Source organism: Cupriavidus sp. C2SS-8b (assembly GCF_057073745.1).
Window position 1 is genome coordinate 617,003 of the sequence record NZ_CP172718.1, and the last position, 20,787, is coordinate 637,789.

The following is a 20,787-nucleotide window of genomic DNA, read 5'->3' on the forward strand; positions in this document are numbered from 1 at the left end:
ACAACCCCACCCGCTATGTCATTGACCGTAAACGACTTTCTGCGGAGCACCAGCCGCCAGGAGTTGTGTGTAATGAGGTGGGTTTATGGATGCCGGCCAAATCAAGGCGTTGGCGGTGGGCGGCCCGGCCCGGCTACCGACCCTATCGGGTGTCCCGACATTTAAGGAGGCTGGGCTCCAGAGCATGACGGCGACCGGATGGGTAGGCTTTGTAGCGCCGCCGGGCATACCGCCAGATGTCACGGGCAAGCTCGTCAGAGCCTTTCACGAAGCCTTGTCATCCCCTGAATTGCGGGCGCAACTTGAAACCGGCGGTAATTCGGTACGAAACGTCGGCCCAGCCGAATTCGCAAAGACGATCAAGACTGAAATGGAGCAATTTCGCAGAGTGGCAACGGCCCAGCATATCAGTCTGCAATAAGCGCTGAAACCAACTGCTGGCCGCCGGTATAGCCCATCTCGTTATACAGAAGTAGGACCGCCTCCACGCTGTGGCATGGAGCCTGAGGCCGCGGCAATTTCAAGGTAAGGGGTTGTTAACTTCGACAGACTCGCGTTTACTCTCGGATTTTCGTGCAGCAATGAGCAACGAGTCGGGGGCATGGGTGGACGAGGAATTTGAGAGTCTGGATCTTGGTGATCCGCGGCGGGATCGACGGGCCAAGGAGTTGCTCAAACGGTTTGCGGCCCTGCCTACGGCCAGCATTCCCGGCGCATGCGATGACTGGTCGCAAACCATTGCGGCGTATCGCTTTCTCAGCAATGAGCAGATCGATTGGCGGGACGTGATGCAGCCGCATTGGGAACGCACGGCGGCCAGAGTCGCACAGTTCCCGGTGGTGCTGTGTATCGCTGATACGACCGAGCTGAACTTCAATGGCCAGGAGATGAACGGGCTGGGTCCGTTGAGCTACGAAGCCCAGCGGGGCATGTATTTGCATCCGACCTACGCGGTGACGCCTGACCGTGAACCTCTGGGGGTGATCGATGCCTGGATGTGGGCTCGCGAGCCAAAGGACGCCGACGGGAACCGCGGCGGGATCAAGGAAAGCGTACGCTGGATTGAGGGGTACGAACGGGTGGCGGAGCAAGCCGCGATGCTGCCCCAGACACGGCTGGTGTATGTGACGGATCGCGAGGGGGACATCGCCGAGTTGCTGGCGCGCGCCCAGGAACTTGGCCAACCGGCCGACTGGCTGATCCGCAGTCAACACAACCGCAACCTTGCTGAGGGCGGCAAGTTGTGGGGTAGCGTCGACGCAAGCCCGGTACTCGGGGAAATCACCTTTATCTTGCCAGGGCGTGCAGGCCAGAAAGCGCGCGAGGTCAGACAGGAACTACGCGCAAAACGTATGAGGCTGCCCGGTCTGGATGGCCCTGCGCTTACCTGTGTAGAGGCCAGGGAGATAGGAGCGCCCGCAGGCATCAAGCCAGTGGTTTGGCGGCTGTTGACGAACCGAGAAGCGCAGGACGCCGATGCTGTCATCGAGCTCGTCGACTGGTACCGAGCCCGATGGGAAGTGGAGATGTTCTTCCATGTCCTGAAGACCGGCTGCAAGGTCGAAGCGCTACAGCTATCGCACATGGATCGTGTAGAGCGGGCCTTGGCGCTGTATATGGTGGTGGCGTGGCGCATTGCCCGCCTGATGCGGTTGGGCAGAACCTGCCCGGATCTTGATGCGTCGCTGTTCTTTGATGCCGACGAGATTCGGGGAGCATACGTGCTCTCCAAGAAAGCTCGCCCGAAGACACCGGTCACACTCAATCAGATGATTCGGTTGGTTGCTTCCCTGGGTGGCTTCCTTGGGCGGAAGAGCGATGGCGAGCCCGGCGCTAAGACGATCTGGATCGGCATGCAGCGAACCATGGACGCCGCGCTCACCATTCAAGCACTACGGGAAGAGTCGTGACTTCCGTATAAGGAAATGGGTATAGCCTGCCTCGAGACGGACCGAAATGTTTGGTGGGAATTTTCAATTGGAGCAGATTTGAATTCAACCTTGCATCCTGAAAAGCGGAAGCTCATCGTTTGCATCACCGGGGCGACGGGATTCTCCTATGGTGCGCGCATATTGCAGGAGCTGAAAGAGTATGAAGGCTGGGAGAGCCATCTGGTGATATCGGATGCGGGCGTACTGAATGCGTGGCACGAGCACCAGCTGTCGAGGAAGGAGGTGGAGCAGCTTGCCGACGTCGCCTACAATCCGCGCGATATCGGCGCGGCGATTTCCAGTGGGTCTTTTCTCACCGAGGGCATGATAGTCGCACCTTGTTCCATGAAGACGCTTGCGTCAATTGCCACCGGCTATGCTGACAACTTGATTGCAAGGGCGGCAGACGTAGTCTTGAAAGAGCGGAGACGCCTCGTCTTGCTCACGCGCGAAGCGCCATTAAACCTCGTGCATTTGAGAAACATGACTACAGTTACGGAGATGGGTGGCGTCATCTTTCCTCCCGTGCCCGCCTTTTATTCAGGGGCAAATACAATTGACGACCTGGTAAGTCATACGGCACGGCGAGCGCTTGATCTGTTTGGCTTGCATGCAACAGAACTAAAACGATGGTCTGGAATTAAGCCGCAGCGAGCTGCGTAGGGCGCAAGCCACGTGCGCTTTGACTTGGCTTTATCCTCGGCAGAGCGCTCGCCTGGCCTGCTGCAACTGCGCTTGCAGGCTAGCCTCGTACTCGGCCAGGGGCACCTCGAACAGCCGGCGCTGATTGGCGCGCTCGTCGCCTCCGTCTTGGCCCCGAACTGCCGCCTTGAGCCGCACCATTTCGAAGGTAAGCTTCTCGATCTTGGGCGCTCTGGAGCTTGATCTCGCGTTCCTGCTGCCGGATGTGCGCGAGCATTTGCTGTTGCGGCAGTGCCAAGACGTCCGGTGGCGAGAGGGACTGAAAATCCGAGTCCTGTAGTTGGCGCGGGTTCAGCATGAACCATCGTGCCAGACACCGGGCAATACCGTCATCCGGATTCCGCTCTCCACGTGCCGTGATCATCGTCTTAACCGCGTAATGGCGCCGCCGCTACCAAGGTCGCACTACGCCTGCGTCAGGTGTACGCCATTGACGCCGGCCTGTGTGGCAGCCCCCCTGGTTGAGGCGACGCGCGGCGAGAGTTGGCGTTGCTGGAAATCCGCCGCGCCGCTTCCGCACCGTCGCCTCAATGTCCCGCGAATGCAATGCTGACTGCGCGCCGCTTCAGAACAGGTGCTTGATACCGGCGTATGCCATCCGCGCACGCGCTCCGGCGTCGGCAGGGACCATTTGCGAGCCGCCGCCGATCCCGCCGAGCCAAAAGTTGTACCGGCCATTGCGCTCGTTGCGGATTTCGACGTAGGAAACGTCCAGCGTCGTCCGTTTGCTCATGCTGTATTGATAGCTGAGCGCCAACATCTTGGCGCCCGTATCGTCCTGCGTCCGGCCGTCCTGGTGTACCGAGAACGCTTGGCCCCAGGTCATGGCAACGAGGTGAGGGCCGAAGCTGTAGCCGAGCGGAACGGCGTATGCGAGGCGATACTGCCGCGAATTGGTGGCCTTGTTCGTAACCTGGTTGCGGTCGACGACGACGCCTACGCGAAGACCGTTCCATGTGTAGCCGATGGCCAGCTTGTCCGCCATTTGGTCCAGCGCGCCGACCGTCTGCAGAGGCAGCGTGCCTTGGCTGTCGCGCTCCATGTGGAAGTAACCGGCCTTGAAGCCGCCGTTGGTGTAAGTCGGGCTGAGGTACCACGTGTGGTTACGGCCCGCGCCCGGCTGTTCGGCGTCGAACGAGTACGAGGCCATGCCCGAGAAGCCGGCGATGGTGGGGAACTCGTAGCGCACCGTGTTGTTCAGGAAGTTGCCGGCAAAGTTCGCGCCGTTGATGCTGCCGAGTACGTTGAGCGAGTTGGCGGCGTTGGGCGCGGCGTCGAACGAGCCGTGGGTGTCGTTGATGAACCAGTGGTGGCTGAAGTAGACCGACTGGCGGCCGAGTTGCAGGCGCCCGAAGCGCTCTTCGTCAAAGCCGACGTAGAACGACCGGCCGGCTCCCTGCACGCCGGTGTCCAGCGCAAAGTCCCACTCCAGGTGATACAGGGCCTTCAGGCCCTGCGACAGCTGCTCCTTGCCGTCGATGAACCAGAAGCTGGTGTTGTTTGATTCGCGGTAGGCGCGCGCCGCGGTGCCGCCTGCACGGTCGGAGCCGCTGATCGACGTCATGTCGAGGCCGAGCTTGAGCTGGCCGCCGACCAGCATGGTGGTCTGCGCGCCGGCGAATGCCGGCACGCAGAGAAAGGCCAGCGCCGCGGCGCGGGTGAGGGGCTGCATGAAATTTTCTCCGTCTTGTCAAGGGTTGGCTGGGCCTCTGCGGGCCCTCTGTCGATGGCGGCGCGCCGAGCAGCGCACCGGCTGGCTTAGTAGTGGCCTTGCAGGGCCGCCTCGAAGCCGGCTTCAAATCCCGGCAGCATGGCCGGCGTGGCCCAGAACGCGTGCGCGCCGGTGGGCACCTGTTGCGGTAGCACAATGCGGGCGACCGGTCCTTTGGTGATGTCGCGCGCATCGAAAATCGCGCACTCGCCCTTGCCGGTGTTGAGGTTGGTGAGGAAGGTGACGAGGTAGCCGTCGTCTTCCGCGGTGGCGCCGCGACGCTGCGCGAACGGCGCCTCGCTGAGGTAGCACCCCTGCGGCAGCATGTACGTCTGCGTCTGACCGGTGACCAGGTCATACTTTTTCAGGCCTTCCAGCAGCCAGAAGCCCTTGTTCGGGATGGCGTTGTAGCTGTAGCGGTAGGAGCGCCCGTTGTGCAGTCCGTTGACCATCGGGAACTCCGTGATCTGGTCGTCGAGATCTTCCTCGCGGGTCTCTCCGGTGCGCAGGTTGAAGCGCCACCGATGCATGCGGGCCTTCTGCAGGTGCAGGTCGAGCATGGCCTTCAGTCGCTCGTAGCCTTCGGCCGGCAAGCCAGAGAGGTCAGGCAGCGGGTTGGTCTGGATGCAGCCATCCATTACCACTTCGTCGCCATCTCCGAACGTATTGGACAGGTGCAATATGTAGCAGGGCTCGGCCTCGAACCAGCGTACGTCGGCATTCGTGCCGAACCGGGGAATGACGCCGAAGCGTGACGGGACATCACGCCAGAAGCCGAGCCGGTGCGATCCCTGGCGCAGGCGTTCCGGATCGAAGAACAGCGGCAGGTCATGCAGCACGCAGTAGTTCTCGGTCATGCCCAGGTCATGCGGCCAGCGCGGGCCCGGCAGCTCGATGGGCTCGAAGTGGACGAGCTGGTTGTCCCGGTCCACAACGCCGTAGTTCATGTATGGCGGGGTCTCGCCGAAGTTGAAGAACATCATGTGGCCGGTGTGCTCGTCCACCTTGAAGTGCGAGCAGATGCCGCGCGGGAACAGCCGGCGCGCCCAGTTCGGTTCCACGCCAGTGGTTTCCAGGCTGAACGGCGAGAGCCGGTACGGCTCCGAACATTGCGACATGGCCGCCAGGATCTTGCCGCCATGGACGATGATGTCCGTCCCGGCGTTATCCTTCATGGCACCGATCGAGCCCCAGCCACGCAGCGCGGCCTTGCGCGGTTCGATGATGCCCGGCCACAGCGATTTGCCCGCCGCCTGCTCGGCCAGGAAGCCCACCGTGCGCACCCATCGGTTGCGGTACTGGACCTTCCCGCCGTGGAAGGCCATGGCGTGCACCATGCCGTCGCCGTCATACGGGTGGTAGCGCCCGAGGGACTCATGCACCGGATTGTGGCCGTTGCGCACGTACAGTCCGCTGAGATCGCGCGGGATCTCGCCGATGACTTCAAGGTCGGGCGAGGCGGCGGTCCACTCTGTATCGACCGGACGCCACGCATCGTTCAGGTAGGGGTTCTCGTTCGGCCAGACAATGGAGGGACTGGCCTGGAAGTTGATGGTCTTCATGATGGGAACAGGAGTCAGTCGCTGAGGCGACGTTGGAGGAAATCGAGCAGGTGCCGGTTGAAGGCCTCGGGCTGTTCCGCCCAGGCGAAATGGCCGACACCTGGCATGCAGACGAACTCGCCGTGGGGCAGGCGGCTGGCAAGCTTCTCCATCACGGCAGGCGGTGCGGCCGACAGGTCGTGCTCGCCGGCGATGCACAGCACTGGCACCTGCATGCGGGGCAGGATATGGCGGCCGTCGAAGCCGACAATGGCGTGAATCGCGGCGCGGAAAGTTTCAGGCCGCATCGCGGAGACCACATCGATGACGCGCACCACACCGGGGCCGGTGGCGTCCGGCGCCATCATCCTGCGCAGCATGCCGGGGCCGAACTCGGCAATCGTCTTGCCGGCATCGAGGGGTGCGACGCGCTCGCGCACGAATTCCTGCTGCCAGTCGCCTTCGGCTTTGCCGAATGCGGCGCTGGTGGCCGACAGCACAAGTCCATGGACGCGCTCGCGGCGCAGGTCGAACGCGGCCTGGGCAATCATGCCGCCCATGCTGTGACCGAGCAGCACATTGCGTCGCCCGCCGACCGCGTCGATCAGGTGCGCCAGGGCGGCAGCGGCAACGTCCACATTGAACGGGTCCGGCAGTGGGCTAAAGCCGTAGCCGGGGGCGTCCCAGGCCACGACGCGATAGCCGTTCGCGACCAACGCGGCAACCTGGTCGCGCCAGTAGTCTTTCGCGCCAAAGGCGCCATGGAGCAGGAAGACCGTGGTGTCACCGTCGCCGGTAACGCTGTAGTCGGGGAGTCGTGTCTCGGTCATGGTTTGCTAGGGGTGTGGAAGGCGGTCAGGTGGTGGCGTCCGTGGTCCGCTGCGCCAGTTCGCGCAGCGGGGCCTTGAGGATCTTTCCCGCGGCGTTGCGGGGGAGTTCGGCGACGATCAGCAGGCGCTGCGGCAGCTTGAAGATCGCTACCTGGCGCACTTGCAGCAGGTAATCGCAAAGCGCCTGCAGCGTGGGCGGTTCGTTCGCCGTGGATGAAGCCGGCACGATCACGGCGCATACCTTCTCGCCGAGCTTGTCGTCGGGATAGCCGACCACGGCTGCGCTCTCGACTGCCGGGTGGCCGATCAGCAACGATTCGAGTTCCTCCGCCGAAATGTTCATCCCGCCGCGCACGATGATGTCCTTGGCGCGGCCGACGAACTCCAGGTACTCGCCGCGCTCGCCCGCAATGCGGAACAGGTCGCCGGTGCGGTAGAAACCGTCAGGAGTGAAGGTTCGGGCCGTGACCTCGGGCATGTTGAAGTAGCCCGAAAACACATTGGGGCCGCGGAAGCACAGCTCGCCCGTCTGGCCGGACATCTCGATGGCGGCGCCGGTGGCGGGGTCGATCAGCCGTGTTTCGACATACCTTGCGGAGCCCTGGGTCGACACGCACTGCGGCGCACCGTAGCGCGGAAAACAGCGGCCGCGCTGGCCCGGGTCGGGCAGGTCGAGCGCGGTGGCGGCCAGTGACGCCCCTTCGCTGGAGCCGAAGAAGTTCAGGATCTCGATACCGTGCCGTTCGCGGAACGTGCGCACCACGTCTTCCGGCAGCGCGGCCGAGCCGGAGCTGATGTGCCGGAGCCGCGAGAAATCAATGCCCTGCAGCAGCGCGTCATGCTTGAGCAGTTCATGCAGCATGGGTGGGGGCGCGCTGGTGAACTCGATCTGCTCGTCCTGGATCTGCCGCAGGAATACGTCGATCGTCATCGGCTGGTGCAGCACCAGGCGCGCGGCCCGGTCGAGCCACGTCACCACGCTGCCCGAAATACCCCCCATGGTGCTGAGCAGGCGTGGCGAGAGGATGTGGCAACCGGTCCGCAAGCCCGCAGCGTCGGTCATCAGCCGGCGCGACACCAGCCACTGGTTGTGCGTGCGAGGCACCGCCTTCGGGCGCGATTCGGTGCCGGAGGTCCAGATGATGGTGGCGATCGCGTTGGCGTCCACCGGATGCCGTGTCTCGTGGCGCGCCAGGCGTGCACTGTCGGCAGGCAGGCGCAGGACGTCATCCAGGCTCGTCATGCCGGGCGGAACGTTGTCGCCGAACAGCAGGATACGCGTGAGCGTCGCGTGCCCGTTCGCCAGCGCAGCCGCCACCGTAGCGTGGCAGGTCTTGCCAAGGCGACGCATGCCGATATAGGCCCGGGCGCCGAGGTGATCGGCAATCTGGCGCAGCTCGTGTTCGCGGTATTGCATTGGCACCGGCGAGATGATGATGCCGAGCCGCCAGCAGGCCAGGTAAACCAGGGGAAACTCGCAGGTGGTCGGCAACTGGGCGACGACGATGTCGTCGGCGCGCAGTCCGGCATCGAGCAGCGCGCAGCCAAGGCGGTCGACGCGATCCGACACCTCGCGCCAGGTGAGGCGTGCGGGGGCGCCGTCGGTAAAATCGCGACGGTTGGGCGGGTCCACCAGGGCAATGGCGTCCGGTGCGGTGGAGGCGGCGGCGCGGAAGACATCGAACAGCGTCTCGTTGCCCCACCAGCCGGCGCGCGTGTACCGTTCTATATCGTGGTCCGGAGTGATGATCATGGTTCGCGTCCGGTCCTGGTCACAGTTGTCCGGCGTGCACGCCGTGGCTCCAGCGGTCGCCGTTCAGCCGCATCACGGCCTGCCGGTATTCCGCACGCAGACGGCCGATCACGCTGGCGGTCGACTCCACGGCATTGACCAGGCCCACGCCGTGCCCCGCCGACCACAGGTCTTTCCACGCTTTGGCGTCCTGCTCGCGGTTGCTCAGGTCGAAGCGGTCGCGCGGCTTCAGGTTGTCGGGATCGAGCCCGGCCGCCACCAGGCTGGGCCGCAGCTTGTTGGCCCAGGCGCCCGTGATGGCATTGGTGCAGATGATTTCCGCGAAACCGCTGTCCACCACCATCTGCTTGTAAGCCGGGACCGCATGGCTTTCTTGCGTCGCGATGAAGCGCGTGCCCATGTAGCCGAAATCCGCGCCCATGGCCTGCACGGCGCGCAGCGATGCACCGTCGCCCAGGCCGCCGCCGACGACGATGTAGCCATCGAAGAATTCACGTACCGCGCTGACAAACGCCGGCGCCGCCATCGGTCCGGTGTGGCCACCGGCGCCCGAGCACACCAGCACCAGGCCGTCCACGCCGCTTGCCGCGGCCTTGCGTGCGTATTCGGGCGTATTGACGTCGGCGAACACCAGGCCGCCATAGCTGTGCACCGCTTCCACCACGGCACGCGGTCCGCCGAGCGCCGTGATGACCAGCGGTGCCTGGTGCCGCACGCAGATCTCCAGGTCAGGCTGCAGACGCTGGTTGGAGGTATGCGCTACCAGGTTGACGGCCCAGGGCGCGCACGGCTGCCCGGCGGACAGCCGCTCATGGCGGGCCGCGGCGATCTGCGTGATCCATTCGTCGAGGATTTCCGGCGTGCGCGCGTTCAGCGAAGGTAAAGCGCCGATGGCGCCATTGGCGCAGGCGGCATTGACCAGCTCGACCGAGGACACCAGGAACATCGGCGCGACGATCAGCGGCAGGCTCAGGTGCTCTAACAGGGAGGCTTGGGGGGCAGATGGCTTCATGATTGGGGGCGTTGGACTTGTTCCATAACTTCAATATATGAACCTTGTGGTCGAAGTTTTGCCACGTTCCTGAATGGAGAACTCCCCCGGGGGCGCGCGGCGCGCTCGCCCGGATTCAGGTCCGTGGCATATACTTCAACATGTGAACCAATATATTTGGTGCGGCCGGCGGAGGTCAAGGGTCGTGGCTCTAGGGTCTTCCCTGATTCGGTTGGGGATCGGCCACGCCATGACGCCGTGGGTAAAATGCGCTGTCCTTTAACGAACCAATTTCATGCCTGAGATCCAGAGACATATCGCCAACAGTTCCGTGGTCCGAGCCCTGGCCATCGTCGGTGACGGGTGGGTCCTGCGCCTGTTGCGCGAAGCGTTTCGCGGTGTCAGACGCTTTTCCGACTTCCACGAGCGCCTTGGCATTCCCAAGGCCGTGCTGACCAAGCGGCTCAACCACCTGGTCGAATCGGGGATGTTTGCGCTGGAGGAATACCAGAGCGTGCCCCAGCGCTACGAGTACCGGCTGACCGAAATGGGCCTGGATTTCTGGCGCGTGCTGCTGACCATGTGGGATTGGGAGGTGAGCTGGGACCCGGACCCCAACGACATGCGCCTCAGGCTCGATCACCTCGACTGCGGCCATGAAATCCGCCCGGTGTCGTCGTGCAGCCATTGCGCGCAGCCGTTGCAGCTGGCCGACATCTCGCGCCGTCCCGGGCCTGGGCACGGCACCGAGCCGATGCTGCCGCCGCGCTCGCGGCGGCGCATGAACGTCAGCAGCGTCAAGAGCCCGGGCGAACACGCGCTGCGCTCGCAGATCATCCAGTCAGTGGGAGATCGCTGGACGCCGATGGTGATGGGCTGCATCTTCCGCGGCAGCCGGCGGTTCAACGAGATCGAGGCCGAGCTGTACATTCCGCCCTTCCTCCTCGGCCAGCGCCTGGAGGAACTGGTGGGGCTGGAACTCCTCGAGCGCCGCCGCTACCAGGACTCCCCGCCGCGCGACGAATACCTCCTTACCGCCAAGGGACTGGCCCAGCACCACTACACCTTGCAACTGATGCGCTGGGGCGACCGCTGGCTTTCCGGCGACAAGGGCCCGCCGCAGATCATGGTCCACACCACCTGTGGCCATGCCTTCCATGCCGACCTGCGCTGCAGCCACTGTGGCGAGGTGCTGGAGCGCGAGCGCGTCAAGCTGTTCTAGGCCCTCTCAGGTGCTCTAGGGAAAACACCAAATCCAATCTTCTTTACATCGCCAGTACATAGTTCGTATATTGAAGTTAATGTGACCGACAGCAAAGGAGAAAGAATTGGATGCCTTTATCGTGGACGCCGTGCGCTCACCGCGCGGACAGGCGCGCGCGACCGGTGCGCTGGCCGGCGTCAAGCCTGTACACCTGCTCGCGCAGATGTACGAGGCGCTGGCCGCGCGCACCGGCATTGACACTGGCGCGGTGGAAGATGCGGTGATCGGATGTGTGTCGCAGGCCGGTGAACAAGGGTCGAATATCGGCAAGATCGCTGCGCTGTACGCCGGTTGGAACCCGTCGATGCCGGCGGCCACCATCAATCGTTTCTGCAGCTCCGGCTTGTCCGCCGTCAGCCTTGCGGCCTTGCAGGCCGGTGCGGCCGACGGGCTTGCCGTTGGCGGCGGCGTGGAAATGATGTCGCGCGTGCCGATGTTCAGCGACAACGGCGCATGGCGCAATGATCCCGAGATCGCCGAAGCCACGCATTTCATGTCGCCTGGCATCGGCGCGGATCTGGTGGCGACGCGCTATGGATTCAGCCGGGAGGCTTGCGACGACTACGCCGTGTTGTCCCAGCAGCGCGCCTCCGCCGCCAGGGAAGCGGGGCGTTTCGCCGCCTCCATGGTGCCGGTGCGCGACATGGCTGGCGAGATCGTGCTGAAGCAGGACGAGACCATTCGGACCGGTGCCACTGCGGCGAAGCTCGCGTCCATGGAGCCGGCCTTCGCCGCGGAAGGCGAAGCGGGCGGCGACGCCCGGCTGCTGCGTCACTATCCGGAACTCGACGCGGTCCGCCACGTGCACCACGCCGGCAACTCGCCGTGCATGGCGGACGGCGCGGCACTCGTGCTCGTGGCCTCCGGCAATGCGCTGCAACGCCACGGCCTGCGACCGCGCGCGCGCATCGTGGCGGTGGCGGACGCCTGTGTGCCGTTCGTGCAGACCGGTGCGGTCGAGGCCACGCAGAAGGCGCTGCTGCGCGCTGGGCTGACATTGGATGAGATCGACCTGTTCGAAGTCCGCGATTCGTTCGCCGCCGTCACGCTGCATTACATCGATACGCTCGGCATTAACATCGAGCGGTTCAATGTGAACGGCAGTTCGATTGCCCTCGGCCACCCGATGGGCGCCACCGGCGCCATGCTCGTAGGCACGGCACTGGACGAACTCGAGCGCATCGGCGGCCGGTACGCCGTAGTGGCCATACCCGGTGCCGCCGGCGTCGCCGTGGCGATGGTAGTCGAGCGCATCTGAACGACCGCTTGCGTCGTGCTGTGCCGTCTACTAGGTTCATCTATTGAAGTATAAAAGATCGCCAGCGATGGGTGACGCGCGCTGGCGACCGACAAGACCAAGCGCACCCGCAGGAGACAACCATGAAGCGCCCCTATGCCGCCTTGCGCGTTGCCGCGCTGGGCCTCGTTGCCTTGGCCGCCGCTGTACCGGCCTACTCGCACGCTGAACCGCCGTGGCCCAGCCGTCCGATCACCGTGATCGTGCCGTTCCCGCCCGGCCCCGTGGATGCCAATGTGCGCATCCTGACCACCAAGGTGTCGGCCATCCTGGGCCAGCCGCTGGTGCTGGAAAACCGCCCCGGCGCGGGCCAGCGCATTGGTGGCGCAGTACTTGCGCGCGCACCGCGCGACGGCTACACGATCGGTGTCATCACGCAGGCCGGGGCGGTGGTCGCCCCCGTGCTGGACGCCACCACCCAGTACGACGTCCGCAAGGACTTCACTTACCTGACGATGGGCTACGAGTCGCCGTTTATCGTCACGACGGCGGCGTCCAGCGGCATACGGACGTTGCGTCAGCTGGTGGACCAGGCCAGGGAAAAGCCTGGTGCCTACAAGTTCGGCTCGACCGGCGCCGGCACGGCCTTCCATATCTGGGGCGAGGCGTTCAACAGCACGGCGGGGATCAAGCTGCTGCACGTGCCTTACAAGGGCGAGTCACCGCTGCTGCAGGACCTGGCCGGCGGGCAGGTCGACATGGCCTTCTCCTCGCCGACCGTGCGCAACCTGGTGGAGTCGGGCAAGCTCGTGGCGCTTGCGACCACGGGCGACAAGCGCGCGCCGCAGTTTCCGAACGTGCCGACGGTACGTGAGCAGGGCGTGTCGTTCAGCGCCGTGTCATGGCTGGGCTTCGGGGCTCCTGCGGGAATTCCCGATGCGGTGCGGGACCGGCTCGTCGCGGCGTTCCATGAGGCGATGCGCGATCCGCAGGTGCAGGCCGCCTTCATTGCCAACGGCCTGCAACTGCAGCCGACCAGCCCGGAGCAGTTCCGCCAGCAGGTGAGCAGCGAGACGGGCCGCCTGAAGAAGATGGTGGCGTCGCTGGGCATCAGGCTGGACTGATCGCTTCCGCCGGCGCCTCGGGCGCCGGTCTTTCCCTTTCCGCGGCCGCGGCAGCGGCCCAGCCCGGAGCACGACATGAACCGACCCACCACGCTCGCCGGCGTTCAGCCCGGCGGGGAACTGGCCCATGGCCGCCTCAACGCCGAACACTACCGCGTGCTTGGCCTGTCCACGCTCGGCGGGGCGCTTGAGTTCTACGAGTTCATCATCTTCATCTTCCTGGCGCCGATGCTGAGTGCGGTGATGTTTCCCGCTGAGGTGCCCGCCTGGCTGCGCCAGCTCCAGACCCTGGGCATCTTCGCCGCGGGCTACCTGGTGCGGCCGCTTGGCGGGCTGGTGCTGTCGGTCCTGGGCGACAAGCTGGGGCGCAAGCGCATGTTCGGCGTGACGCTGATCCTCATGGCCGCGCCCACGCTCTGCATCGGCCTGCTGCCCACCTACGCGCAGGCCGGGGCCGTGGCGCCGCTGCTGCTGCTGCTGTGTCGGCTGTGCCAGGGCATGGCCATGGGCGGCGAGTTCCCGACCGCTGTCACCTTTATCGCCGAGCACGTGCCGGAACGCCGGCTCGGCTTCTCGATCGGCACGCTCGGCGCGGCGTTCACGCTGGGCACCATCCTGGGCATCTTCGCGGTGATGGGTACGGGCGCCTTGTTCGACAAGGCGCAAATGGCCAGCATCGGCTGGCGGCTGCCGTTCATCGCGGGCGGGGTCTTCGGGCTGATGTCGGCCTGGTTGCGCCGCCACGTCAAGGAGACGCCGGTGTTCGAGGAGATGCGCCGGCGCAAGGCAGCTTCCGAGGTCCTGCCACTGCGCACGCTGTTTCGCCGCGAGCCGCGCGAAGTCCTGATCTGCCTCGCCGCCAGCGCCACGACGGCTGGCGTACTGTCGGCCGCGCTGCTCTTCCCGGTGACGTACCTGCAGGTGGAACTGGGCTTTTCGCGCGACGTGGTCCATCACGCGCAGTTGTGGATGACGCTCGCGCTGCTGGCCGGCACGCTCGTCGGCGGCGCCCTGCTGGACCGCTTCGGCTGGGTGCCGGTGATCACGCTGTTCGCGCTCGGCACGGCGATCGGCATCTACTGGGCATTTGCCGCGCCCGATCCGCACACCCTGCGCTATGCCTGGGCCATGGTGGGCTTCGGCGCGGGCTTCACGACCATGATGCACAACATCCTCGTGCGCAGCTTCACGCCAGAGGTCCGCGTGACCGGCATCGCACTGACCTACAACCTGTCCCAGGCGCTGGTTGGCGGACTGTTGCCGGTGCTGATGGGATCGGTCGTGCATTTCTGGCCGATGGGGCTGGTCTGGATTCCCACAGCCTTCATCGTGCTGGCCATTTTCGTGACGCCGTTGTCGCTGCGCTACCGCAAGCCCATGCATAGCTGTGGACATGGCCTGACCGGCTGACCGGCGACGCCTGATTCCTTTTCTACCAAGGAGATGTCGATGGATGGATTTACCTTGCTGCCCCCGCGCGGCACACGTATCGCCGTCGTGGGCGGCTGTGGCGGCATTGGCCGCGCCGTCGTGGCGCGGGCCGTGGAGATCGGCTTGCGCGTGGCCGTGCTCGACCTGCCGCGGTCGATGGATTTGTTCCCGCCGCCGGAAGGCACGCTCGCGGTTGGCTGCGACGCAATGGATGAGCAGAGCACGGCCGTGGCCTTCGAGGCCGTGTCACGCGAGTTCGGCGGGCTTGACGCGGTTATCAACCTGGTCGGCTTCACCAAGGAGCGCATGCGCCTTGACGACATGCCGCTGGCCGAATGGCAGGAGATCGCTAACGGCACGCTGACCAGCGCGTTCCTGGTAAGCCGCGCCGCACTGCCGCTGTTGCGCGCGGCCGGCGGGGGGGCCATGGTCCACACCGCGTCGACGTTCGGTGTTGCCGTGTCGCTGCCCGGCTATGGGCCGTATGCCGCCGCCAAGGCCGGCGTCATGAATCTGGTCCGCGCACTGGCCACCGAATGCGGGCCCGAAATCCGCGTCAACGCCGTGGCGCCCGGGCTCGTACAGACCGCCTTCCTGCAGGGCGGCACCGGCCGCCCGCAGAAGCAGGAGCGCATCGACGCCGATGCCGTCACGCGCATGCTACCGATGCGGCGCATCGCGCAGCCGGAGGACATGGTGGGCACCTTCCTGTTCCTGATCGGACCGGGCTCGGCCTATATCACATCACAGACCATCCATGTGAACGGAGGCCTGTGGTCATGAGCTTCCCGATTCCCGCCGATACCACCAGCTTCATCGACGGCGACTTCGTGTCGCCGGGCGCTGGCACCACGCTGCCGGTCATCAATCCTGCCGACGAGCAGGTGGTCAGCCTGCTGCACGAGGCCGATGCCGGGGAAGTTGACCGTGCCGTCGCCGCGGCCCGACACGCCTTCCTGCACGGTCCGTGGCCCCGCATGGCGCCGGCCGCGCGCAAGCAGGTGTTCGCGCGCATCATCGACCTCGTCGGCCGCAACCTGGATGAACTGGCTTGGCTGGAGACCGCCAACACGGGCCAGACGCTGCGATATGCCCGCCAGTACCAGCTGCCGCGTATTCTCGGCAGCTTCAGCTTCTATGCCGAATGGCTCGGCCAGTCGACCGAGCTTTCCACGCAGGACGGCGAAGCCACGCTGCGCTACGTGCTGCGCGAACCGCTGGGCGTGGTCGCGCTGATCTCGCCGTCCAACGCGCCCACGGCGCTGGCGTCAACGAAGATCGCGGCGGCGCTGGCTTTCGGCAATACGTGCGTGGTGAAGACCTCGGAGCAGACTCCGCTGGCGCTGGCCAGGCTGATGGCGCTGCTGACCGAAGCCGGCGTGCCGCCAGGCGTTGTGAATCTTGTCAATGGTCGTGGCCACGTTACCGGCGACGCCCTCGTGCGGCACCCCGATGTGCGCGGCATCTCCTTTACCGGTGGTACCGCCACGGCCCGCCGTATCGCCGCCATTGCGGGGGAAGGGCTCAAGCGCGTGGATCTTGAGCTCGGCGGCAAGTCGGCGAACATCATCATGCCGAGCGCCGACCTGGAGCGCGCCGTGGATGCCGCGCTGCTGGCCATCTATACCAACAACGGCCAGCAGTGCTTTGCTGGCTCGCGTATCGTTTTGCACCGCGATATTGCCGACGCCTTCATCGACCGCTTCGTGGCGCGTACCGAGCGCATCCGCGTGGGGCACCCGCTCGAGCCGTCGAGCGACAACGGGCCGCTGGCGTTCCGCGGCAGCTATGAGCGCGTGCAGTCCTATGTCGATGCCGCGCGCGCCGATGGCTGCAAACTGCTGGCGGGCGGCACGCGTGCACCGGGCTTCGATCGCGGCTATTACTTTCGGCCAACTGCGGTGCTGGCGCCGTCCAACGCCGCGCGTGTCTGCCAGGAGGAGGTCTTCGGGCCTTTCGCTTCGTTGCTCGTCGTGGATTCGCTCGACGAGGCGGTAGCGGTTGCCAACGATTCGCGCTACGGGCTGGTGTCCTACCTGTGGACCCGCGAATTGGCCGAGGCCATGAGTGCGACGCGCCGCATCCAGGCGGGCAACGTGCTCGTCAACACGCCGATGCTCGCGCTGGATCCGCGCCTGCCGTTTGGCGGCTACAAGGAATCCGGCGTGGGGCGCGAGGGCGCGCAGTCGTCGCGGCATTTCTATACGGAGGAGAAGACGGTAACGGTGGCACTGACGCCGCCGGCCTTGCCGAGGCTCGGGGTCTAGGTCGCGCTTGCCCCGCCGCTCGCGCGGCGGGGCTCATCCGGCATCTCGGGCGTCAGAAGGGATGCTTGATGGCCGGATACCCTCGTACGCCTACGCCTACGCCTACGCCTACGGCTGCGTCTGCGTCTGCGTCTGCGACTACGCCGAAGACCGGCTCGCCGAAGTTGATGGTGAGCCGGGGCAACCGCTACCGTCACACGGGCGGCATCGACGGATCAGAAGAGATGCTTGATGCCTAGGTAGGCCATGCGCACCCGCGCGCCCGCGTCGGCGGCCGAAAGCTGGGCGGAGCCGTTCAATCCGCCTAGCCAGAAGTTGTATCGCCCGTTGCGGTCGTTGCGCAGTTCCACCAGCGTGGCGTCGAGCGTGGTGCGTCGGCTCATCTTGTACTGGTAGCTGATCGACAGCATCTTCGCACCGGTGTCGTCCACCGTGCTGCCACCCACGTGCATCGAGAAGGCCTGCCCGTAGGTCAACGACAGCAGATGCGGGCCGAAGTCGTAGTTGATGGGAACGGAGAAGGCGTAGCGCTGCTGGCTCACGTTGGTGGCGCGGTCGGTGACCCGATTGCGGTCCACCACGGCGCCGAAGCGCAGACCCTGCCATGTGTAGCCGATGGCAAATCGGTCGGCGGTCTGGTCCAATGCGCCGACCGTCTGCGCCGGGAGCGTGCCCTGGCTGTCGCGCACTATGTGGAAGTATCCGAGCTTCAGCGCGCCGAGCGTATAGGTCGGACCGAGATACCAGGTGTGGTTGCGGCCGTTGCCCGGGGCCTCAGCATCAAACGAATACGTGGCGATGCCCGACAGCCCGTGGAAGTCTGGCGCCTCGTACCGGATGGTGTTGTTGAGGTAGTTGCCGGCGAAGTAGGCGCCGTTGATGGTGCCAAGGACGTTCAGCGAGTTGGCGGCGTTGGGTGCGGCGTCGAAGGCGCCATGCGTGTCGTTGACGAACCAGTGGTGACTGAAGTACACGGACTGGCGGCCGAACTGGAGTCGGCCGAAATCGCTGTGGTCCAGCCCCACGTAGAACGCCCGCCCCGCGCCCTGCGCGCCGGTATCGGCGGAGAAGTCCCACTCGAGGTGGAAGATCGCCTTCAGCTTGTCGTCGAGGCGCTCCTTGCCGTCGAAGAAGAAGAAGCTCGTGTTATTGGCCAGACGGTAGTCACGCGCAGCGGTAGCGCCCGGACGTCCGGAACCGCTGACCTGCGACGCGTCCAGTCCGAGCTTGATCTGCCCGCCCAGCAGGAAGGTCGCACCGGGGGCCTGCTCCATGGTCTGGGCGTGTGCAGCGATGGGCGCAATGGCAGAGCTGGCGGTGAGCGCGGCTGCGAAGGCAAGAACTCTTGTCTTCATTGTGTTGTCTCTCTTTTTTTGGTTCTTGTACGGCGCATTCTGTGCGCGCCGGAATGAGGCCCGCCATGTGATGGCGGGCCTGACTTCTCGCTACCCAGGCGGTCAGAGCTGGCGGTTCTCCCCGTGGATGCGGTCGCCTTCGACCCAGCAGGCGTGCGTGCCACTCGACATACGCTCCGGCAAGATGATCCGCGCTACCGGATCGCGATCGATGTTGGCGGCATCCAGAATTAGGATCTCCGACGTATTGGCCTGCATGTCCGCCACCATGCTGATCACATAGCCATCGTCCTCGGCTTTCGCTCCCACGCGTCGCGCCATTTGCGGTTCGCTGCCGAACCGGCCAGGCCCGTATTCATGGCGCATGGTCGCTCCGGTCTGCAGGTCGAAGCGCTTGATGCCGTTGAGCAGCCATTCACCGGGTTCATACAGCACGTTGTAGCTGTAGCGATAGGGCATGCCGACGAAATCGTTGCTGCATACCGGAAACTCCGTCACCTCGTCGTCGAGGTACTGCTCCGTGGTGCGGCCCGTCTTCAGATTGAAGCGCCAGCGATGCATGTGTGTCTTGTTGCGATGCTTGTCGAGGTTGGCCTTCATGCGATCGTAGATGTTGCCGGTCGCATTGACGGGAACGGGCTTGTGATCCGGCATGATGCAGCCGTCCATCACTACTTCGTCGCCGTCTTCATAGCAGTTCGTCAGGTGCAGCACGTAGCAAGGCGTGCCTTCGAACCAGCGGATCTGCGAGTTGTCGCCATGCCGCGGAATAATGCCGAAGCGCGCTGGCAGGTCGCGATTGAAGACGAGCTGGTGCTTGCCTTCCTTTAGGCCCTGGGGATCGAAGAACAGCGGCAGGTCGTGCACGATCGTGTAGTTCTGCGTGATGCCAAGATCGTGCGGCCAGCGCGGACCGGGCAGTTCGATGGGAACGTAGTGCACGAGCTGGTTGTCGCGGTTGACCACGCCATAGTGCATGTACGGCCAGTGCTCCGGATAGTTGAAGAACATCATCTCGCCGGTGCGCGGATCGACCTTGTAGTGGGAGCTGACGCCATCCGGAACCCTGCGGGCCCAGTTGGCGTCGGGGCCGAGCGTGTCGAGGCTGAGCGGATCGAGGCGCCACGGCTCGCTGCCCTGCGACATGCTTGCGAGCAGCTTGCCGGCGTGCGCGATGACGTCGGTGCCGGCGTTGTCCTTCATGGCGCCCATTGCGCCCCAGCCGCGATACGTACCGAGTTCGGGCTGCAGCAGGCCCGGCCACAGCGAACGGCCGGCCGCCTGTTCGGCGAGGAAGCCGGTGGTGCGGATGAAGCGGTTGCGATAGGTGGCACGCCCGTTCTCGAAGTGAATGGCATGCAACATCCCGTCGCCGTCGAACGGATGGTAGACCCCCATCGGCGCATGGACCTGATTGTGGGTATTGCGTACGAAGATGCCGTGCAGGTCGCGCGGGATCTCGCCGATGACACGCAGCGAATCCGTGTCGGCGGTGTATTCGCGATGGTTCGGCGTGAAAGGACCGAGCAGGAACGGGTTGTCGGTGTCTTTGTCGGCGGTGACGTTGTAGTGGCGGACAGTTTCAAGCATTTGCTTTCTCCAAGTATTGACTGCGGCAACGATTTGGTTGGAATGGGGCAATCTGGGCAATATGGGGGGAACGGTTAGTCCAGCTTTACCACCCCCGACTGGACGAGCGGCCGGAAGCGCGCCTGGTCCTGCGCGATCGCCTTGCCCATAGCAGGCGCGCCGGCTTCGGCGGGGGTGTATCCCATCGTGGTGAAGGCCTGGCGCAAGGCGGGTGCCTGCAAGGCGCTGCGGAAGGCGCTGTCGAACCTGGCGGTGACGTCGGCCGGCAAGTTGCGCGGGCCGACGTAGCCGATCCAGCCGCTGCTCACATAGTCGACGCCCTGTTCCCGGAAGGTCGGGACGTCAGGCAGTGCCGCCACGCGGCGCGCCGCGTCGACCGCGATCGGCACCAGCTTGCCGCCGTCGATGAAGGCCTTGGCCGAGTTCGTCGCCAGCATGAACTGGACATGGCCGGCCGCCACGTCGCTCATGGCCGGGCTTTCACCCTTGTAGGCGACGTGCGTGGCCTCGATGCCGAGCTTTTGCGCGAGCAGTGCTGCGCTAAAGTGAAAGCTGGTGCCGTTGCCGGCTGACGCATAGGTCATGCCGGCGTGGCTGCGGCCGTACTGGACGAACTCCGGCAGCGTCCGGATATTCAGGCGAGGGTCGACGACCAGCACCGTGTATGTCTCGCAGGCGAGCGAGATCGGCTGAAAGTCCTGGGGCCCGATGCCGAAGCGCGCATCCGCCAATGGGAGCAGCACCATCGTGGCGGGGACGGCGACTCCGATCGTGTAGCCATCGGGTGCGGCACGCCTGACCATCTCCAGCCCGATCTTACCGCTGGCACCGGGACGGTTTTCTACGACGAGTTGCTGGCCCAGCCGCGCGCCGACCTCCTTGGCAACCGCACGCGAGATGGTGTCGGCCACGCCACCGGCGGGATAGGGCACGACCAGCGTGATGGGGCGCTCCGGCCAGGCGGCGTGCGCGCTGGCATGGAGGCAGGCCGCAAACATCGCGAGGCCGGCGGCAACGCGCCGCAACGGGAATGTCTTCATGGAGATCTCTCTTCTGTCGG

General features: G+C 65.0%; 17 protein-coding genes. 9 read left to right on the top strand and 8 right to left on the bottom strand.

Features of this window, described 5'->3' with window-relative positions; genetic code table 11:
* Positions 1–85: 85 nt before the first annotated feature.
* The 3 genes from ACIGJB_RS32465 (at position 86) to ACIGJB_RS32475 (ending at position 2,594) form a co-directional block, all read left to right on the top strand.
* On the top strand, positions 86–421 hold the full coding sequence (locus tag ACIGJB_RS32465) for a Bug family tripartite tricarboxylate transporter substrate binding protein (protein WP_483734959.1): 336 nt from the start codon (positions 86–88) through the stop codon (positions 419–421).
* A 160-nt stretch (positions 422–581) separates the two neighbouring features.
* Positions 582–1,910: an IS4 family transposase gene (locus ACIGJB_RS32470; RefSeq protein WP_483733270.1), complete on the top strand. Its 1,329-nt coding sequence runs from the start codon at positions 582–584 to the stop codon at positions 1,908–1,910.
* Between the two features lie 78 nt (positions 1,911–1,988).
* The gene (locus ACIGJB_RS32475; RefSeq protein WP_483734960.1) at positions 1,989–2,594 is read left to right on the top strand and encodes a UbiX family flavin prenyltransferase; all 606 of its coding nucleotides are present in this window, start codon (positions 1,989–1,991) and stop codon (positions 2,592–2,594) included.
* A gap of 604 nt (positions 2,595–3,198) precedes the next feature.
* Here the strand turns inward: ACIGJB_RS32475 and ACIGJB_RS32480 are convergent.
* From ACIGJB_RS32480 to ACIGJB_RS32500, 5 genes are all read right to left on the bottom strand, one after another.
* Positions 3,199–4,305 (bottom strand): porin, encoded by a 1,107-nt coding sequence (locus ACIGJB_RS32480; RefSeq protein WP_483734961.1) that lies wholly within the window; start codon positions 4,303–4,305, stop codon positions 3,199–3,201.
* 86 nt (positions 4,306–4,391) lie between these two features.
* Complete coding sequence (locus ACIGJB_RS32485) at positions 4,392–5,906, bottom strand: carotenoid oxygenase family protein (RefSeq protein WP_483734962.1); 1,515 nt, start codon at positions 5,904–5,906, stop codon at positions 4,392–4,394.
* 14 nt (positions 5,907–5,920) lie between these two features.
* Complete coding sequence (locus ACIGJB_RS32490; protein ID WP_483734963.1) at positions 5,921–6,715, bottom strand: alpha/beta fold hydrolase; 795 nt, start codon at positions 6,713–6,715, stop codon at positions 5,921–5,923.
* 25 nt (positions 6,716–6,740) lie between these two features.
* Positions 6,741–8,468 (bottom strand): AMP-binding protein, encoded by a 1,728-nt coding sequence (locus ACIGJB_RS32495; RefSeq protein WP_483734964.1) that lies wholly within the window; start codon positions 8,466–8,468, stop codon positions 6,741–6,743.
* Between the two features lie 19 nt (positions 8,469–8,487).
* The gene (locus ACIGJB_RS32500; protein ID WP_483734965.1) at positions 8,488–9,480 is read right to left on the bottom strand and encodes an NAD(P)H-dependent flavin oxidoreductase; all 993 of its coding nucleotides are present in this window, start codon (positions 9,478–9,480) and stop codon (positions 8,488–8,490) included.
* A 274-nt stretch (positions 9,481–9,754) separates the two neighbouring features.
* Between ACIGJB_RS32500 and ACIGJB_RS32505 the strand changes: the two genes are divergently transcribed.
* From ACIGJB_RS32505 to ACIGJB_RS32530, 6 genes are all read left to right on the top strand, one after another.
* Entirely contained in the window at positions 9,755–10,681 is a 927-nt protein-coding gene (locus tag ACIGJB_RS32505; protein WP_483734966.1) for a winged helix-turn-helix transcriptional regulator, read from the top strand.
* 106 nt (positions 10,682–10,787) lie between these two features.
* Positions 10,788–11,981 (top strand): acetyl-CoA C-acyltransferase, encoded by a 1,194-nt coding sequence (locus ACIGJB_RS32510; protein ID WP_483734967.1) that lies wholly within the window; start codon positions 10,788–10,790, stop codon positions 11,979–11,981.
* Between the two features lie 122 nt (positions 11,982–12,103).
* Entirely contained in the window at positions 12,104–13,084 is a 981-nt protein-coding gene (locus ACIGJB_RS32515) for a Bug family tripartite tricarboxylate transporter substrate binding protein (RefSeq protein WP_483734968.1), read from the top strand.
* A gap of 75 nt (positions 13,085–13,159) precedes the next feature.
* Complete coding sequence (locus tag ACIGJB_RS32520; protein ID WP_483734969.1) at positions 13,160–14,494, top strand: MFS transporter; 1,335 nt, start codon at positions 13,160–13,162, stop codon at positions 14,492–14,494.
* A 39-nt stretch (positions 14,495–14,533) separates the two neighbouring features.
* Positions 14,534–15,298 (top strand): SDR family NAD(P)-dependent oxidoreductase, encoded by a 765-nt coding sequence (locus tag ACIGJB_RS32525; protein WP_483734970.1) that lies wholly within the window; start codon positions 14,534–14,536, stop codon positions 15,296–15,298.
* On the top strand, positions 15,295–16,782 hold the full coding sequence (locus tag ACIGJB_RS32530; protein WP_483734971.1) for an aldehyde dehydrogenase family protein: 1,488 nt from the start codon (positions 15,295–15,297) through the stop codon (positions 16,780–16,782). Before ACIGJB_RS32525 ends, ACIGJB_RS32530 begins: the two co-directional genes overlap by 4 nt.
* 215 nt (positions 16,783–16,997) lie before the next feature.
* On the opposite strand, the gene ACIGJB_RS32535 is transcribed toward ACIGJB_RS32530, so the two are convergent.
* The 3 genes from ACIGJB_RS32535 to ACIGJB_RS32545 form a co-directional block, all read right to left on the bottom strand.
* A complete protein-coding gene (locus tag ACIGJB_RS32535; protein ID WP_483734972.1) occupies positions 16,998–18,137 on the bottom strand; it encodes a porin in 1,140 nt (379 codons plus the stop codon).
* Between the two features lie 102 nt (positions 18,138–18,239).
* On the bottom strand, positions 18,240–19,727 hold the full coding sequence (locus ACIGJB_RS32540) for a carotenoid oxygenase family protein (protein ID WP_483734973.1): 1,488 nt from the start codon (positions 19,725–19,727) through the stop codon (positions 18,240–18,242).
* Positions 19,728–19,801: 74 nt separating this feature from the next.
* A complete protein-coding gene (locus ACIGJB_RS32545; RefSeq protein WP_483734974.1) occupies positions 19,802–20,767 on the bottom strand; it encodes a Bug family tripartite tricarboxylate transporter substrate binding protein in 966 nt (321 codons plus the stop codon).
* Positions 20,768–20,787 lie beyond the last annotated feature (20 nt).